The 17183-nt window shown below is 46.6% G+C and carries 15 protein-coding genes and 1 other RNA gene; 11 read left to right on the top strand and 5 right to left on the bottom strand.

Going from position 1 to position 17183, the window contains the following annotated elements:
* Positions 1 to 139: 139 nt before the first annotated feature.
* The 3 genes from A2X74_RS01340 to A2X74_RS01330 all read left to right on the top strand — a co-directional run bounded on the left by A2X74_RS01340 (position 140) and on the right by A2X74_RS01330 (position 3056).
* The gene (locus A2X74_RS01340) at positions 140 to 736 is read left to right on the top strand and encodes an energy transducer TonB (protein WP_293627652.1); all 597 of its coding nucleotides are present in this window, start codon (positions 140 to 142) and stop codon (positions 734 to 736) included.
* A 1-nt stretch (position 737) separates the two neighbouring features.
* Complete coding sequence (locus A2X74_RS01335; RefSeq protein WP_293627650.1) at positions 738 to 914, top strand: hemin uptake protein HemP; 177 nt, start codon at positions 738 to 740, stop codon at positions 912 to 914.
* An 84-nt stretch (positions 915 to 998) separates the two neighbouring features.
* The gene (locus tag A2X74_RS01330) at positions 999 to 3056 is read left to right on the top strand and encodes a TonB-dependent receptor (protein WP_293627648.1); all 2058 of its coding nucleotides are present in this window, start codon (positions 999 to 1001) and stop codon (positions 3054 to 3056) included.
* A gap of 28 nt (positions 3057 to 3084) precedes the next feature.
* Here A2X74_RS01330 and A2X74_RS01325 read toward each other — a convergent pair whose 3' ends face one another.
* Entirely contained in the window at positions 3085 to 3507 is a 423-nt protein-coding gene (locus A2X74_RS01325) for a VOC family protein (RefSeq protein ID WP_293627646.1), read from the bottom strand.
* Positions 3508 to 3620: 113 nt separating this feature from the next.
* Here A2X74_RS01325 and A2X74_RS01320 point away from each other — a divergent pair, with 113 nt between their 5' ends.
* Positions 3621 to 5372, top strand: coding sequence for an IlvD/Edd family dehydratase (locus tag A2X74_RS01320; protein WP_293627644.1), 1752 nt, complete (start codon positions 3621 to 3623; stop codon positions 5370 to 5372).
* Between the two features lie 51 nt (positions 5373 to 5423).
* Here the strand turns inward: A2X74_RS01320 and ssrA are convergent.
* The 4 genes from ssrA to ompA form a co-directional block, all read right to left on the bottom strand.
* Positions 5424 to 5782: a transfer-messenger RNA gene (gene ssrA, locus A2X74_RS01315) on the bottom strand.
* A 79-nt stretch (positions 5783 to 5861) separates the two neighbouring features.
* Complete coding sequence (locus tag A2X74_RS01310; RefSeq protein WP_293627642.1) at positions 5862 to 6539, bottom strand: HAD-IA family hydrolase; 678 nt, start codon at positions 6537 to 6539, stop codon at positions 5862 to 5864.
* Entirely contained in the window at positions 6536 to 7225 is a 690-nt protein-coding gene (gene ubiG / locus A2X74_RS01305) for a bifunctional 2-polyprenyl-6-hydroxyphenol methylase/3-demethylubiquinol 3-O-methyltransferase UbiG (protein ID WP_293627640.1), read from the bottom strand. The genes A2X74_RS01310 and ubiG overlap by 4 nt, the downstream gene beginning before the upstream one ends.
* 99 nt (positions 7226 to 7324) lie before the next feature.
* Entirely contained in the window at positions 7325 to 7894 is a 570-nt protein-coding gene (gene ompA, locus A2X74_RS01300; RefSeq protein WP_293627638.1) for an outer membrane protein OmpA, read from the bottom strand.
* 159 nt (positions 7895 to 8053) lie between these two features.
* On the opposite strand from ompA, the gene gyrA reads away from it, so the two are divergent.
* The 7 genes from gyrA to cmk are packed head-to-tail and all read left to right on the top strand — an operon-like array spanning position 8054 to position 17044.
* Positions 8054 to 10777 (top strand): DNA gyrase subunit A, encoded by a 2724-nt coding sequence (gene gyrA, locus A2X74_RS01295; RefSeq protein ID WP_293627636.1) that lies wholly within the window; start codon positions 8054 to 8056, stop codon positions 10775 to 10777.
* A 31-nt stretch (positions 10778 to 10808) separates the two neighbouring features.
* The gene (gene serC / locus A2X74_RS01290; protein ID WP_293627634.1) at positions 10809 to 11906 is read left to right on the top strand and encodes a 3-phosphoserine/phosphohydroxythreonine transaminase; all 1098 of its coding nucleotides are present in this window, start codon (positions 10809 to 10811) and stop codon (positions 11904 to 11906) included.
* Entirely contained in the window at positions 11906 to 13000 is a 1095-nt protein-coding gene (gene pheA / locus A2X74_RS01285) for a prephenate dehydratase (RefSeq protein ID WP_293627632.1), read from the top strand. Before serC ends, pheA begins: the two co-directional genes overlap by 1 nt.
* The gene (gene hisC, locus A2X74_RS01280) at positions 12997 to 14124 is read left to right on the top strand and encodes a histidinol-phosphate transaminase (protein ID WP_293627630.1); all 1128 of its coding nucleotides are present in this window, start codon (positions 12997 to 12999) and stop codon (positions 14122 to 14124) included. The genes pheA and hisC overlap by 4 nt, the downstream gene beginning before the upstream one ends.
* Before the next feature lie 35 nt (positions 14125 to 14159).
* Positions 14160 to 15041, top strand: coding sequence for a prephenate dehydrogenase/arogenate dehydrogenase family protein (locus A2X74_RS01275; protein ID WP_293627628.1), 882 nt, complete (start codon positions 14160 to 14162; stop codon positions 15039 to 15041).
* An 8-nt stretch (positions 15042 to 15049) separates the two neighbouring features.
* Positions 15050 to 16369, top strand: a complete 1320-nt coding sequence (aroA, locus tag A2X74_RS01270; protein ID WP_293627827.1) for a 3-phosphoshikimate 1-carboxyvinyltransferase — start codon at positions 15050 to 15052, stop codon at positions 16367 to 16369.
* 12 nt (positions 16370 to 16381) lie between these two features.
* Complete coding sequence (cmk, locus tag A2X74_RS01265) at positions 16382 to 17044, top strand: (d)CMP kinase (protein ID WP_293627626.1); 663 nt, start codon at positions 16382 to 16384, stop codon at positions 17042 to 17044.
* Positions 17045 to 17183 lie beyond the last annotated feature (139 nt).

Genomic DNA, 17183 nt, shown 5'->3' with positions numbered 1-17183 from the left:
TACTTTCGTAAACTTTTAATACCCCTACAGCATTCGTCCACTTGCTTGCAGGGGTTGTTAATGCCATTGCCATTCCATAAAATAAATGAGAATAATTATCATCTAATATGGGTGTGTCAATGTGTAAAAAGGTATTTTTGTGAAGGACCAGCAATCCACGCTTGGAAGATATTTCCCATTTGTCTGCTTGGTTCTTGCTGTGCATGTGGGATTACTTATCTTGACTTTGTATACCTCATTAGGAGTATTGCATTCTGATTCACAGAATGTCATTACCCTCAGTTTGCACGGCGGGGAGAGCCGCTCTAGCACTCAAGCTCAAAATCAATTCTCAAATCGTGTCAATATTTCCCCGCTTGCTACAAAAAATGATGTCTCTACCGCAACTATCTCAACTCAAGGAAGGCCTGCGGTACAGAATGCTGCTCAGCAGGGTTCATCATCCAAGAAAAGTGCTCATGAACTTGCAGGAAGAAGTCTATTTTTTAATCCGAAGCCTTCTTATCCGCTAGCGAGTCGGCGCATGGGTGAGCAAGGAGCTGTTCATCTCCAGCTATGTATTGAATCTCGTGGCTTTGTCGAGAGCGTGCAAATGACCCAAAGCTCGGGCTACCAAAACTTAGATCGGTCTGCTATTGAAGCAGTAAAAGCATGGAGATTTTCGGCGCTGAATGCGACATCAGAAAATGCACCTGAATGTTATCAACTACCGATCCACTTTCAATTGGAGTCCTGATATGAATCTGCGCATGAGTGATCTTGCTCAATTAGCTCCAAGCTACGACCCAGTTTGGGGCAAGGCGATATCAAGCGAAAGCTTACTTGGAAAAAATAAGTCAGTCGTCATTGTGCATGATGATCAGCGCTATGTTTTAAGCATTACTAAACTTGGAAAGTTAATTTTGACTAAGTAAGTGCGTACCCCTTTTTAGCCAGCAAACGTATTTTCAATATGCAAGTAGCCAGCGATTTTTTGTTTATATCTCTGGAGATTGCATATGAAGCAGCAAGGAATGGCGTTGGCCTCAAGCGCCCTATTGGCTTGTGGAGGAACATTGGTAATGAGTGCTTATGCTCAAGATGTGGAGTTACCACGAATGGATATAGTGGGGCGAGATGAGAGTGCGCGCTCAAAGATTCCAGGTACGGTTGATGTTATTAATCAGCAGCAATTAGAGCTACTCCAGCCCTTATCGCTTCAGGATGCTCTAAAGACTGTTCCAGGCGTCAATATTCGTGGGGACGAGGGCGGACTTGGTTCCATACCAAATATTGGAATACGGGGTTTAAATCCCAGTCGTAGCCAAAAAGTATTGCTCTTAGAGGATGGAGCGCCAATTCATCCAAGCTTGTTTATTTCGAGTGCATCCTATTACAGCCCTCCAGTAGATCGTATGAGTGGAATAGAGGTGCTTAAGGGCGCATCTGGACTTCAATATGGGCCTTCAAATATTGGAGGCGTCATTAACTACCTTACTAAGACTCCTGAACATGGCTTTAAGCTTTCTGGCAAAGCCGGTAATTACGGGTATCGATTGGCTCAGATTGAGGCTGGCGGTAAGTCTGAATCTAATGGCGCAGTTGCAGGGATCAATATCATCAAATCAGAATCTGATGGCTATCAGGCAAATGGCTACAAGATGTACGACATTTTATTTAAGGGTGGGATAGCGATTGATCAAGACCAATGGCTGAGTCTGAAGTACACCCATTACGACAACAATATCAATACTTCATATGTTGGCTTAAGGCCAAATCAATACCTGGGCAAGTATTCAGCAAATCCAGCGCCAAACGATTATTTTGTTACTCAACGCAATGCAGTTGATCTAAACCACTCGTGGGAGATTGGTCCCGACACTAAGTTAAATACCTTGGTCTATTGGAGCAAATTGGACCGTGATTATTGGCGGCAAAGTATCCGCACCCGAAATGCTGATCAAACAGTCTTTAATACTTGTAATGGCTCTGCCAACTGCATGTTCGGGCGCAATCGTGAATTCCAAATGTTGGGAATGGACTCCCGCTTAAATCAATCCTTTAATGCTATGGGGATTGATAATGAACTTGAGTTTGGAATACGTTTACATACTGAGTCGCAAATTAACCAAATGGTGGGCTCAACTAGTTTTGTGAAGTCAGGGAGCGTTCTAGGTCACGAGGAAAATAAGGCTAACTCAATGGCCATGTATCTTCAGAATCGTTTTCTGCTGAGCAAGAACGTAGCTGTTATTCCTGGGTTGCGACTTGAGAGCTATAGGCAGAGTAGAAACAACGTCATCACAAATGCCTCGGGAAGCACTAAAAACCTCGAATACGTTCCTCAAATTGGAGCAACTTGGCAGATTGAACCTGAGCTACAGATTTATTCCAGTATTTACAAAGGGTTTGCGCCGGCACAACTTGCAACTGCCATTAGTGAAAAGGGTGTAGATCAGCAATTAGATCCGGAGCGCTCCACCAATATTGAGTTCGGTTTGCGCGGTAAGAATGCCGGATTCACATATGACGCGGCTGTTTTTAGTATGAACTTTAGCAATCAGATTGTGCATCAAAGTCTTGCTTCAGGCATTTCTAAAGCAAATGGTGGCAAGAGTTTGCATCAAGGTACGGAGCTAGCTTTGGGGTATCAACTAGATACAGGATGGGGCATCAATGGAAATCTGACTTATATTCCCGTTGCAAAGTTTGTCGGAAATTCGTCTATGGGCGCCGATGGAAATCGAATTCCATACACCGCAAAGTTGGTTTCAAACCTAGGGGTTAATTATCAGGCGAATGGTTTTAAAACATTGCTAAGCCTGAATTACCTGTCATCCCAATATGCGGATTCCGCGAACACTGTAATTCAAAACGCAATTGGTACTTTAGGTGAGATCCCTTCGATCACCACTGTGAATTGGAGTGCAAATTATGAGGTGAATAAATCTTTAAAAATCTTTGGGGTGGTCAACAACCTCTTGAATCGACGTTATATTTCTAGCAGAAGTCCGGATGGGATATTTGCTGGTGCACCCTTAAACTTTCAGGCGGGGATGAGCTACCAATTCTTTTAAAAATTGATAGCTCAATTATCCAAGCCAATTATTTTGCAAATAGCTGGCTTGGATCTTCGAATGCTTTGAATTCCAAAGCATTGCCAGCAGGATCTAAAAAGAACATGGTGGCCTGCTCACCAACTTTGCCTTTAAAGCGAATTTGCGGCTCGATGATGAATTTGATGCCACTCTGAGTTAATTTTTCAGCCAACGCATGCCAATCTGGCATCGTAAGAACAACCCCAAAATGTTTTACCGGAACTTGATGCCCATCAACCTCATTTGAGCTCGCATGGCCGCATTCTTCAGGGGCAAGATGTGCAACGAGTTGATGTCCAAAGAAATCAAAGTCAATCCATTCATCTGAACTACGTCCTTCTGGACAGCCTAGTGTGCTGCCGTAAAAGGTACGAGCAGCCGCTAGATCGTTAACTGGAAAGGCAAGGTGAAAGGGTTGGATGGTTGACATGGATGTCCTTGTATTTGTTTTGGCTGTAGTTTTAAAGCTTAAAAGGTTAATTAAGGCAAAGTTTAGTATATTTGCGATATAAAAATATTGTGCCAAATAAGAGACATTCACCTATGACAAGCAATAACAATAAAGACAAAAATCAAACTCCTGAAAGTGGCTTGCGTAAGGGCTTAACAAGTTATGGCGATAAAGGCTTCTCTTTATTTTTGCGTAAGGCATTCATTAAAGGGGCTGGCTATACCAATAGCGTCTTAGATCGTCCTGTCATTGGCATCATTAATACGGGAAGCTCCTACAACCCATGTCATGGCAATATGCCGCAATTAATTGAGGCTGTGAAACGGGGTGTGATGTTGGCGGGTGGATTGCCAATGGACTTCCCAACCATCTCCATTCATGAGAGTTTTGCTGCGCCAACCAGTATGTATTTGCGCAATCTCATGTCCATGGATACGGAAGAGATGCTCCGCGCTCAACCGATGGATGCAGTGGTCATGATTGGTGGTTGCGATAAGACTGTGCCAGCTCAAATGATGGGTGCAGCCTCTGCAGGCTTGCCAGCAATTCAGTTAATTACCGGCTCAATGTTAACGGGGTCTCATCGTAGTGAGCGTGTGGGCGCCTGTACAGACTGCCGCCGCTATTGGGGAAAATTCCGCGCCGGTGAAATTGATGAAGTTGAAAAAGATGAGGTGAATGATCAATTGGTAGCGAGTGTTGGCACTTGCTCTGTAATGGGTACCGCTAGCACCATGGCCTGTATCTCTGAAGCATTGGGAATGACTGTGCCAGGCGGTGCAACGCCACCTGCGGTCACTGCAGACCGCATTCGGATTGCAGAAGAGACGGGCACACGTGCAGTCCAAATGGCAAAAGATGGCTTAACTATTGATAAGGTGCTCACCGCCGATGCATTTGAAAACGCCATGCGTGTGTTGTTAGCGATTGGTGGATCAACCAACGGCATTGTTCACTTAGCTGCTATTGCTGGCCGCATGGGGCTCGAGATTGACTTGGACGCACTCGATAAGATGGGTGATGAAACCCCGGTTCTAGTTGATCTCAAGCCTTCCGGTGATCACTACATGGAGAACTTTCATGATGCTGGTGGTATGACCACCTTGCTCCGTGAGCTAAAACCATTATTAAAGTTAGATGCAATGACGGTAACAGGTCGTACCTTGGGTGAAGAAATTGATGCCGCCCCACCCAGCTTTAAACAAGATGTAGTGCGCCCGTTTAGCAATCCAATTTATCCCCGTGGCAGTATTGCCGTATTGCATGGCAATTTAGCGCCTGGTGGCGCCATCATCAAACAGTCAGCGGCTCACGAAAAATTGATGGAGCATGAGGGTAGAGCAGTTATCTTTGAGAATTCTGAAGATCTTGCCAATCGAATTGATAGCCCTGATTTAGATGTCACTGCAGATGATATTTTGGTGCTAAAAAATATTGGTCCCAAAGGTGCGCCAGGCATGCCTGAAGCGGGATATATTCCGATTCCGATGAAGCTTGCGCGTGCTGGTGTAAAAGATATTGTGCGTATTTCTGATGGCCGCATGAGTGGCACAGCATTTGGAACGATCGTCTTACACGTGACTCCAGAAGCCGCAGTTGGTGGGCCACTCGCATATGTAAAAAATGGTGACCGCATTCGTTTGAGTGTGAAGAATCGCGAGATTAGTTTGCTAGTCTCAGAAGAAGAATTGGCTAAGCGCGCAAAAGATAATCCAGTAGTCGAGCCCACTGCAGAGCGCGGCTATCTAAAGCTATTCTTAGATACAGTTACGCAAGCAGACAAAGGTGTGGACTTTGATTTTCTGAGAGCAGTGAAGATGGCAGGAAAAACACCGAAGCGCTAAAAGAAAAACGCCACCCTAGTGGGTGGCGTTAGACTGTTACGTACTTCAAAATGGTGGAACCGGCGGGAATCGAACCCGCGTCCGCAAATCCTCTACAACAAGTTCTACATACTTAGTCATGTCATTTAATTTAGCTAGCTAGTCACAGACTGACATGTTCCACGCTGGCGATTCACTAAGTTTTCGAACCATTCCCCGTGACATGAAATGATCTTATCTCTTGTAAATGACCCTGATCTAGCTTGCGCTAGCTGACCCAAGAGAGAGTCAGTTCAGGGGCAACCGCAATTAAGCGGCTAGTGCGAAACGTTCGTCGTTTGCAGTTATTACATTCCCATTGATTTACGAGATAACGGGTCCTCGGTATGCCCTTGATGCTTTGTAACCCACGTCGAAACCATGTCGGTCCCAGAATGCATGCATTGGAGGTTCTATTTTAAGGCTCTTAGCCTTAAATTGCTGGATAACTTGCAGATTAGCGATTTAGCCCTACTGCGGGAAGATGATTTGGAGTAATTCTTTTGGGTGGCGTACAAGATAATCTGCGCCCCAGGCTTCTGGGGGTTCCTCGCAGCCGCAATAGCCGTAGGCTGCTGCGATAGTCATCATGCCTGCAGCTTTACCGGCAATGATGTCCCGGATGTCATCGCCAACATAGACTGATTTACTGGGATCGATATTGGCGATTCTGGCTGCGTGAAGAATGGGTTCTGGGTGGGGTTTTGAGTGTGGGGTGGTATCACCACAAACTGTAGAGACTGCTCTTTGACGAAGTCCCATGAGGTCTGTCAGTGGATGGGTAAAGCGTTCACTTTTGTTAGTCACAATGCCCCAAGGGAGCTTTGCTTCATCCAATTGATCTAAGAGGTGGTCAACGCCGTCAAAAATCACGCTGTTGACCAAGAGTGCTTTTTCATAATTCCTGAAAAATTCATCTCGCAGCGGAATAAAGTCTGGGTGCTCAGGGTTGATTCCAAATGCACCCCCAATTAAGCCACGGGCTCCTGCAGAGGCGCAGGGGCGTAAGACCTCATATGACTTGGGAGGAAGATTACGGGCGATGAGAAGCTGATTGGCTGCTGCCACAAGGTCTGGGGCGGTATCAGCTAACGTGCCATCCAAGTCAAAAAAGACACCCTTGTAAGGGCTTGCTAACCCGCTACTCATTTACGTACGGCAATCATGTAGTTCACATCAACATCATCACCCAAGCTATAGACTTGAGTGAGAGGGTTATAGCTCATACCTTTCATGCCAATCATTTCTAAGCCTGCTTGGCGAGTAAATGCGACTAATTCAGAAGGTTTGATGAATTTAGCGTATTCGTGGGTACCTTTTGGTAGCAGGCGGAGGACGTATTCGGCGCCAATAATGGCAAATAAGTAGGACTTAGGGCTACGGTTTAGGGTGCTAAAAAAGAGGGTGCCACCTGGCTTACAGAGCTTTGCACAGGCCTGAACGACTGAAGCCGGGTCAGGGACATGCTCTAGCATCTCCATGCAAGTCACAACGTCATACTGCCCTGGCTCTTCCACAGCCAGCGCTTCAGCTGAAATAGAGCGGTATTGGAGAGTGGCGCCTACTTCAAGTGCATGTAATTCAGCTACTTTGAGAGCTTTTTCTGACAAATCAATTCCGCAGGTATCGGCGCCTGATTGGGCAATAGACTCCGCTAGAATCCCGCCACCACAACCCACATCCAATACTTTCTTGCCATGAAGGTCGACAAAGGTCTTGATCCAGTTCAGGCGCAATGGGTTGATGGCATGCAAGGGCTTGAATTCACTCTCGGGATCCCACCAGCGATGGGCTAGAGCGCTGAATTTAGCGATTTCAGATTGATCGACGTTCATAGGGTGAGGGCACAATGTGTGCCGGAGATAAAGGAATTACGAATATAGCGGAAATAAAAAAGCCCGGCAGAACCGGGCTTTTTTACAAGTAAAAAAGAATTACTTAACTTTAGCTGTACCAACAACTTCGATGTCAGTACGGCGGTTCTTAGCGCGGCCTTCAGCAGTTGCATTTGATGCAACTGGATTGCTCTTGCCTTTTGATTCTGTGTAAATACGGCTACCGTCAACACCTTTGCTTACCAAGTAAGCCTTAACGGACTGAGCACGACGCTGGCCGAGAGCCATGTTGTAAGCATCAGTACCAACGCTATCGGTGTTACCAACAGCAATAATTACTTCTAATTTGATCTTGCTTAAGTCTTTAGCGATTTTGTCTAAAGTAGCTTTACCTTCTGGCTTCAAGTCAGACTTGTTGAAGTCATAAAGTGTGTCAGCTTGCAAAGTGATCTTGCTTTGGCTTACACCAGAAGCTTTTTTAGCTGTTAAGTAGCCATCGCAACCAGGAGCTGCAGTAGCAGGAGTCCAGTTGTTATCACGCCAGCACAATGTGCCGTCGCCGTTTTTCCAGTTCAAGCCAGAGCTGTTTTCCCAGTTATCAGAAGCCATTGCTGCAGAAGCAGAAACAGTAACAACAGAAGCTAACAACACTTTTAGGGTTTTGTTCATTTTTAGTCCTCAAAAATCTCTTTTTTAATTAAAGTCAAACTTAAATGTAATTCGCCCTACTTTGAAGCAAAAACCGCAAAGCGACACATCTCAATTTCGTACAAACTGACAGAATCTTAGCATAGGGGCTATCAGTCATCAAAATGATATTATTTCTAAATGGAACAAGCCGCTAAAGAAACACTACCAATATCCCTCGAAGACGAAATGCGGCGGTCCTATTTGGACTACGCAATGAGCGTCATTGTCGGCAGAGCCCTGCCAGACGTGCGTGACGGCCTGAAGCCGGTTCACCGACGTGTTTTATTCGCTATGTATGAATTAAACAACGATTGGAACCGCGCTTACAAAAAATCTGCCCGTATAGTTGGCGATGTGATCGGTAAATACCATCCACATGGCGATTCTGCGGTGTATGACACCATTGTTCGTATGGCTCAGGACTTCTCTCTACGCTATATGCTGGTTGACGGACAGGGTAACTTTGGCTCTGTAGACGGTGATAACGCTGCTGCGATGCGATATACCGAGATCCGCCTTCGTAAGATCGCCCATGAGTTATTGGCCGATTTGGACAAAGAAACCGTGGATTTCGGGCCAAATTACGACGGTAGTGAGAAAGAACCCCTGATTCTTCCTGCAAAAGTGCCTAATTTGCTGATTAACGGCAGTTCAGGCATCGCTGTGGGTATGGCAACCAACATCCCTCCCCATAACTTGGATGAGGTGGTTACAGCCTGTTTGCATGTATTACACAACCCAGAATGCACGATTGATGAGCTGATTGAGATCATTCCCGCTCCGGATTTCCCGACCGCCGGCATTATTTATGGTGTTCAAGGGGTTCGTGAAGGCTATCGCACTGGCCGTGGCCGTGTCGTGATGCGTGCCAAAACCCACTTTGAAGACCTCGATAAGGGCGCTCGTCAGGCCATCATCGTTGACGAGTTGCCTTACCAGGTGAATAAAAAGAACTTGCTCGAGCGCATTGCTGAGTTAGTGAATGAGAAAAAAGTAGAAGGCATTTCTGATCTGCGTGATGAGTCTGATAAGTCAGGTATGCGCGTAGTAATCGAGCTCAAGCGCGGTGAAGTGCCGGAAGTAGTTCTCAATAATTTGTACAAGAGCACTCAACTGCAAGACAACTTCGGTATGAATATGGTGGCTCTGGTGGATAACCAGCCGCGCCTATTGAATCTGAAGCAAATGTTGGAGTACTTCTTACAACATCGTCGTGAAGTTGTGACGCGTCGTACGATTTTTGAATTACGCAAAGCACGTGAACGCGGCCATGTCTTAGAAGGCTTGGCAGTTGCGTTGGCAAACATTGATGAATTTATTGCCATCATTAAAGCTGCAGCAAACCCAGTGGTGGCTAAGTCAGAATTGATGAGTAAGGCATGGGATTCTTCCATGGTGCGCGAGATGTTGGCACGCGCAGAGACGGATACTCCGGGCGGTCGCAATGCCTATCGTCCTGAAGGTTTATTGCCTGAGTACGGCATGCAATCTACTGGTCTCTATCGTTTGTCTGATAGTCAAGCGCAAGAAATTTTGCAGATGCGTTTGCAACGCTTGACTGGCCTTGAGCAAGACAAGATTGTGAATGAGTACAAAGATGTGATGGCAGAGATTTCTGATTTGCTCGACTTACTTGCTAAGCCGGAGCGTGTCACTCAAGTCATCGAGTCCGAATTGAAAGAAGTCCAAGCTGAGTTTGGTATTGCTGGTGGTGACACTGGTCGTCGTTCATTTATTGAAATGAACGCAACCGAGTTGTTCACAGAAGATTTGATCACTCCGCAAGATATGGTGGTCACGCTTTCGAACACCGGCTATATGAAGAGCCAGCCTCTGAGTGAATATCGCGCTCAAAAACGTGGTGGTCGTGGCAAACAAGCTGCAGCTACGAAGAATGAAGATTGGATTGAAACACTCTTCGTTGCGAACACGCACGACATCATTCTGTGCTTCTCTGATCGCGGACGTATGTATTGGCTCAAAGTGTGGGAGGTTCCACAAGGTAGCCGCAACTCACGTGGCAAGCCGATCGTCAATATGTTCCCATTGATTGAAGGCGAAAAGATTACTGTGATTCTCCCGATTAAGGGATATCAAGATGATCATTACGTCTTTATGGCAACCAGCCTGGGTACCGTGAAGAAGACACGTTTGTCTGACTTCTCAAATCCACGTAAGGCCGGAATTATTGCTGTCGATTTAAACGAAAACGACTTCTTAGTTGGGGCCGCAATTACTGATGGTCAGCATGATGTGATGTTGTTCTCTGACGCTGGTAAAGCAGTCCGCTTTGATGAGAATGATGTTCGCCCAATGGGTCGTACGGCACGTGGTGTGCGCGGTATGAATTTGGGTGAGGGTCATCAAGTCATCGCCATGTTGGTTGCCCCGGCTGAAGCTGCTGAAGGTGCAGAAGCAGTTGTGGTTGATGCAAATGGCCTTGCCATTCCAAGTAGCGTATTGACTGCAACAGAAAATGGTTTTGGTAAGCGCACTCCAATTGGTGAATACACCCGTCATGGTCGTGGCACTAAAGGCATGATCGCGATTCAGACAACTGAGCGTAACGGTAAAGTCGTCGCTGCTGCTTTGGTATCCCCTGAAGATCAAATCATGTTGATTACGACTGGCGGAATCTTGGTTCGCACCCGTGTTTCAGAGATTCGTGAGATGGGGCGCGCAACACAAGGCGTCACATTGATCAACGTCGATGAAGGCACACGTTTGTCTGGTTTGCAGCGCATTGCTGAAAGCGATTCGGATGATGAGAATGATTTGGATGATGGTGAAGACGGTGAGGGTGGAGATGTTTCAGCTGATCCAGCAGTCGATTCCAATTCTGATGAAGCTGGTGATGCCTAATTGGCATTCATACAAGGTTAATTAATTCATCATGACGTTTGACCGCCGCATTTTCAATTTCGCTGCGGGGCCTGCTACTTTGCCGGAAGAGGTGTTAAAGCAGGCTGCAGCGGAGATGTTGAACTGGCAGGGCTTAGGCGCAAGCGTGATGGAGGTTAGTCATCGCGGCAAAGAGTTTATGGCGCTTTATGAGGAGGTGCTGCAAGATCTACGCACCCTCATGAATATCCCAGATTCCTATGAAATCTTGATGCTGCAGGGTGGTGGTTTAGGTCAAAATGCCGCCATTCCAATGAACCTTATGCCCTTAGCTAAGAATGGCCCAAAGGCAGATTTTTTGGTGACTGGTATTTGGTCAGAAAAATCTTTTAAAGAAGCCGAAAAATATGGTGTTGCTCATTTAGCCGCATCTTCTGCCTCCGAAAAATTCAATACGATTCCAGATCGTTCTACTTGGCAGCTCTCAGATGATGCTGCCTATGTTCACTACTGTGCCAATGAGACTATTGGCGGTGTGGAGTTTCCAGATGTGCCTGATGTCAAGGGCAAGTTATTGGTTGCAGATATTTCTAGCAACATTCTTTCTAAAGAGATGGACGTCACTAAGTGCGGCGTCTGGTTTGGTGGAGCTCAGAAAAATATTGGCCCATCTGGTGTGACGATTGTGATTGTTCGCAAAGATTTGATGGGCCACAGTATGAAGATCACCCCATCGATTTGGGATTGGTCAAAACAAGCTGCTACTGACTCGATGCTCAACACACCACCAACTTTTTCGATTTATATGGCTGGCCTCGGGTTTAAGTGGCTACTCAAACAGGGTGGCGTGAAGGCGATTGAGAAGCGCAATCAAGAAAAGGCAGATTTGCTCTACAACTTCTTAGATCAAAGTAGCTTGTATGAGAATCGCATTCCTAAAGAATATCGCTCCCGCATGAATGTCACCTTCTTCCTGAGGGATGAGAATTTTAATGCTCAGTTCTTGGAGCAATCCAATGTAGCAGGCTTAGTTGCTCTGCGTGGTCACAAGGCTGCTGGCGGTATGCGTGCCAGTATTTACAACGCAATGCCAATCGAGGGTGTTAAAGCCTTGGTGGAATTTATGCGTGACTTTGAAAGGCGTGCCTAATGAGCTCCAAAGACCAAAGCACTGAAGAGCAGCGCTTAGCACCTATTCGCGACAAGATTGATGCGCTCGATGCGCAGATTTTGGAGTTGTTATCTCAGCGTGCAAAAGCGGCTCAAGAAGTTGGACACATTAAGGGCGGATTTTCTTCCCCAGTGTTTAGGCCTGAACGTGAACGTCAGGTGGTTGCGCGCTTACAGGAACTCAGCAAGGGCCCACTATTAGCGGATGGCATCGCTGCAATTTGGCGTGAAGTCATGTCTGCCTGTCGCGCCTTGGAGGCTCGTCAGACAATTGCTTATCTCGGACCAGTGGGAACATTTTCAGAGCAAGCGGCGCAAACCTATTTCGGTCACTCGATTGCTGGCTTACCTTGCAATAGCCTTGATGAAGTATTTGAGGCAGTAGAGAAGGGTGCAGCCCAGTTCGGCGTTGTTCCTGTTGAGAACTCTAGTGAGGGGGCTATCTCTCGCACTTTAGATTTGCTGTTGGATTCTCCAATGCGTATTAGCGGTGAGGTAGTTCTACCGATTCGCCATCATCTTTTAACGAAGAGTGGCAAGCTAGATGGCGTCACAACTGTTTGCGCTCATGCCCAAGCTTTAGCGCAATGTCAGCAATGGCTGAGTGTGCATGCTCCACAATTAAAACGCCAAGCAGTTAGCAGTAATGCTGAGGCAGCCCGCATGGCATCAATCGATCCAAGCTTGGCTGCGATTGCCGGCGACCCAGCGCAAGAAGCTTATGGCTTACAGGCAGTTGCTGCGCAGATTCAGGATGATCCACATAACCGTACCCGTTTTGTTGTGGTCGGCACTTACGAGTGTCAGCCCACTGGTGCAGATCAAACCTCTTTAGTGCTATCGGTTGATAACCAGCCGGGTGCTGTTCATCGCTTACTAGAGCCTTTGGCCAAGCACGGCGTTTCTATGAATCGCTTTGAATCTCGCCCGGCTCGCAAGGGTACATGGGAGTATCACTTCTATATCGATGTTGCTGGTCACGCTGAAGACGCAAAAGTAGCCAAAGCATTGGAAGAGTTAAAAACAACAGCCGCTTTTTATAAAAATCTTGGCTCCTATCCTCGTTCAGCATGACATCAAAATCTAATATCGGTTTAAAGCATATTCATGCGATAGCGCCCTATGTTGGTGGGCGACCTATCAGTGAGGTTGCGCGCGAATACGGTCTGGATGAAAGCAAGATTGTGAAACTCGCCTCCAATGAGAATCCATTGGGTATGCCAAAGTCCGCGCAAGATGCGATGCTTAAGGCGGCGGCAGATTTGGGGCGCTATCCCGACTCCAATGGTTTTGAGTTGAAGAATGTTTTAGCAGCGCGTTTAGGTGTTCCAACAGATTGGATTACCTTAGGCAATGGAAGTAACGATATTTTGGAGTTGGCTGCGCGTGCAGTTGCTCAGGCTGGAGATGAAGTTATCTTCTCTAAACATGCTTTTGCGGTTTATCCGCTGGCGACACAGGCTGTTGGTGCTAAGGCAGTTGAAGTGCCTGCTACTGCAATGTATGGTCATGACTTGCCTGCGATGCTGCAAGCAGTAAAAGCTGCGGACGATAAAGCTAAGCTGGTATTTGTCGCTAACCCAAATAATCCTACTGGTAGCTATCTGACAGCGAAAGAAATCGAAGATTTCTTGATAGCATTGCCACCGCATGTAGTGGTAGTTTTGGATGAGGCTTATAACGAGTACCTCACTCCAGAGCAGCGCTATGACGCAATTGCTTGGGTGAAGCGTTTCCCCAATATGATTTTGTCGCGCAGTTTTTCTAAGGCATATGGTTTAGCAGGCTTACGCATTGGTTATGGCGTTGCCCAGCCTGGTTTGACCGATTTATTGAATCGCATTCGTCAGCCATTTAACGTGAATAGCCTTGCACAAGCAGCAGCGATCGCAGCATTTCAGGATTCTGCATTCTTGCAACAAGGCTTTGAACTCAATCGTGCTGGATTTGCTCAGTTAACCCAGGCATTTGATGCGCTTGGCCTGACTTATCTCCCATCGGCTGGCAATTTTGTGTTGGTCAAGGTAGGCGAGGATGATGGTGCCGGTGTTCGCATTAATCTAGAGTTACTGAAGCGCGGCATTATTGTTCGCCCAGTGGGTAATTATGGTTTGCCGCAATGGTTGCGTATTTCCATTGGCCTGCCCGAAGAAAATGCCGCCTTTATTACCGCACTCAAAGATATTTTGGCGAAGTAGTCATTCAATAAAAAATAGATAAGCTGAATTAGCCAATGGCCATCATCAATCCATCCAGTAATTACGGTACCGTCACTATTGTTGGTGTTGGCTTGATTGGTGCATCTTTGGGTTTGGCTCTCAAAAAAGCTGGTGTGGTCAATAAAGTATTGGGTGTTGGACGCAGTGTGCAGAATCTAGATCAAGCCCTCAAGATGGGCGCGATTGATGCAGTGGTCGATTTGGTTGAGGCTACAAAACAATCTGATGTGATTGTCTTGTGTGTACCGGTTGCTCAAATGCGCACTGCTTTTGAAGTCATCGAGCCACACTTAGAACCTCGGACTATGTTGACAGATGCTGGCAGCACTAAAGGTGATGTGATTTTGGCTGCTAAGGAAGTATTGGGTAAGAAGGCTTGCCAATTTGTTCCTGCACACCCCATTGCTGGCGGCGCGCAACATGGTGCGAGCGCTGCTAAAGCTGATTTATTTGTGGGTAAACAAACAATTCTTTGTCCGCTACAAGAAAACTCCCCGCAAGATACAGATCTCATTGAGGGTTTCTGGCAGTCGGTTGGCTCTGTAGTGAAAAAGATTTCTTGTGTACAACATGATGCGATCTACGCAGCGGTTTCTCATCTGCCACATATTCTGTCTTATGCATTAATGGCCAGCGTGGTTAATTCTGAAGATGCCGATCAAAAGCTCAGTCATGTTGGAGCAGGCTTTAAGGATTTCACCCGCATCGCTGCATCGAGCCCGGAAATGTGGCGCGACATTTGCTTGGGTAATCGCACAGCAGTTCTGAAAGAGCTCGATCAATATCTACTCATCGTCAATCACATGCGTAAATTGATTGCTGATAATGATGGTGCGGGCTTAGAAAAACTATTTAATAAAGCCAGTAAAGCACGTCAAGATTTGGATGTGCTTTGATGAGTGGTTTGCCTGATATCCAGATTGGTCCATTCAAACGAGCACAAGGCTCGATTGTGTTGCCAGGTTCTAAGAGCATTTCCAATCGCGCCTTGTTATTGGCTGCCTTATCTTCAGGCACAACAACTCTCAAAAATTTATTGGATGCTGACGACACTCAAGTGATGCGTAATGCGCTTCGTCAATTGGGTTTGTCGGTAACCGATCAAGCTGACAAAGTCTGCGTAGTCGAGGGTTGCGGTGGCAAGTTCCCCGTACAAAACGCAGACCTCTTCATGGGTAATGCAGGCACAGCGATTCGTCCCTTAACGGCGGCTTTGGCAATGCAAGGTGGTAACTATCGTTTATCTGGCGTGCCTCGCATGCATGAGCGTCCTATTCGGGATTTAGTTGATGGATTGCGTCAAGTGGGCGCGAAGATTGACTACGAATTACAAGAAGGCTATCCACCCATCAAGATTCTTGCTGCGGATATTGAAATCAACGATGTTGTGAAGGTCCGTGGCGATGTCTCTAGCCAGTTCCTTACTGCTTTGTTGATGGCTTTACCTTTGGTGGCAAAAGAGCCCGTCAAGATCGAAGTGATTGGTGAATTGATTTCTCGCCCTTATATCGATATCACACTCAAGCTCATGGCACGCTTTGGCGTCAAAGTAGCTTCTCCTGATGCACAGTCATTTGTAATCCCTGCCAAAACTTCTGACGCGGTCTATCAAAGTCCCGGCGTTTTATCTGTTGAGGGTGATGCATCTTCGGCTTCTTACTTCTTGGCACTTGGCGCCATTGGTGGTGGACCGGTGCGCGTCTTGGGTGTGGGTAGTGAGAGCATTCAAGGTGATGTTGCATTTGCTGATGCACTCGCATTAATGGGTGCAAAGATTTCTTCTGGTGAAGATTGGATTGAAGTTGCTGGTGTTGCGAATGCCAATGGCAAATTGAATGGCATCACGATTGATTGCACCGAAATTCCGGATGCGGCGATGACACTTGCTGTTGCTGCATTGTTTGCTGAGGGCCCGACTCGCCTAAACAATATTGCCAGTTGGCGCGTAAAAGAAACCGATCGGATTGCAGCGATGGCCAAAGAGTTGAAAAAAGTTGGCGCTATGGTTGAGGAGGGCGCTGACTACATCGTGGTGCAGGCGCCTTCATCGCTTGCTGATTGGAAGTCTCCCGCTGAAGGCATTGATACATATGATGATCATCGCATGGCGATGTGTTTCTCATTGGCTGCTTTTGGCCCTAATGCGCTAAAGATCAATGATCCCAATTGCGTTGCAAAAACCTTCCCTACTTACTTTGCTGAATTTGCAAAGATCGTTTCTTAAAAGTCTTTTTTGATGAATTTACCTCCAGTCATCGCGATTGATGGACCTACCGCTTCTGGCAAAGGTACGGTTGCCTCCTTGGTAGCAGAAAAGTTAGGTTTTCATTATCTGGATAGTGGGGCCTTGTATCGACTGGTTGCCTTGGGTAGTCAGAAAGCATCCATTGATCCTCAAAATGGCCCAGAACTGGGTATTTTGGCTAAAAAACTGGTGATTTCCTTCAAAAATGGCCAAATTTTGCTCAATTCTGAAGATGTCACTGACGCTATTCGCACCGAGGAGATTGGATTGCGCGCCTCAGCAATTGCGGTGCACCCAGAGGTTAGGCATGCTTTAGTGGGTGTTCAGCATGGTTTTAGGGTCCCTCCTGGCTTGGTTGCTGATGGCCGGGATATGGCTAGCGTGATATTCCCTGATGCGGTTTTGAAGGTTTTCCTGACGGCAACGGCTGAAGCTAGGGCCGAACGTCGGTATAAGCAATTGATAGCTAAGGGAATTTCTGCTAAACTCGATGACTTGCTGCAAGATTTACAAGAGCGCGATGCCAGAGACAGTAGTCGAGGTGCCGCACCTTTGTTAGTTGCAGACGGCGCTAAAGTGCTTGAAACATCAGAATTATCGATAGATCAAGCGGTTAAGACGGTTTTGGATTGGTATCAATCAAAAATAGCTTAGTTTTTGGTGGGTAGTAAACAGTAGTAGAAGTTGTTTTGGCGTCTTAAGAAACTCTACAACGCGATTTTCTAATTTAGCGTGTTTCTTGGGGCTTTTTTAACCTAACCCGTCAGGCCTTCTGGCGGCACAAAGTGAATAT

This window comes from Polynucleobacter sp. GWA2_45_21, assembly GCF_001830325.1.
In the GTDB taxonomy this organism is placed as follows: Bacteria; Pseudomonadota; Gammaproteobacteria; order Burkholderiales; family Burkholderiaceae; genus Polynucleobacter.
Note: the sequence above shows the minus strand (reverse complement) of the source record. Positions and strands in the feature narration are given on the sequence as shown.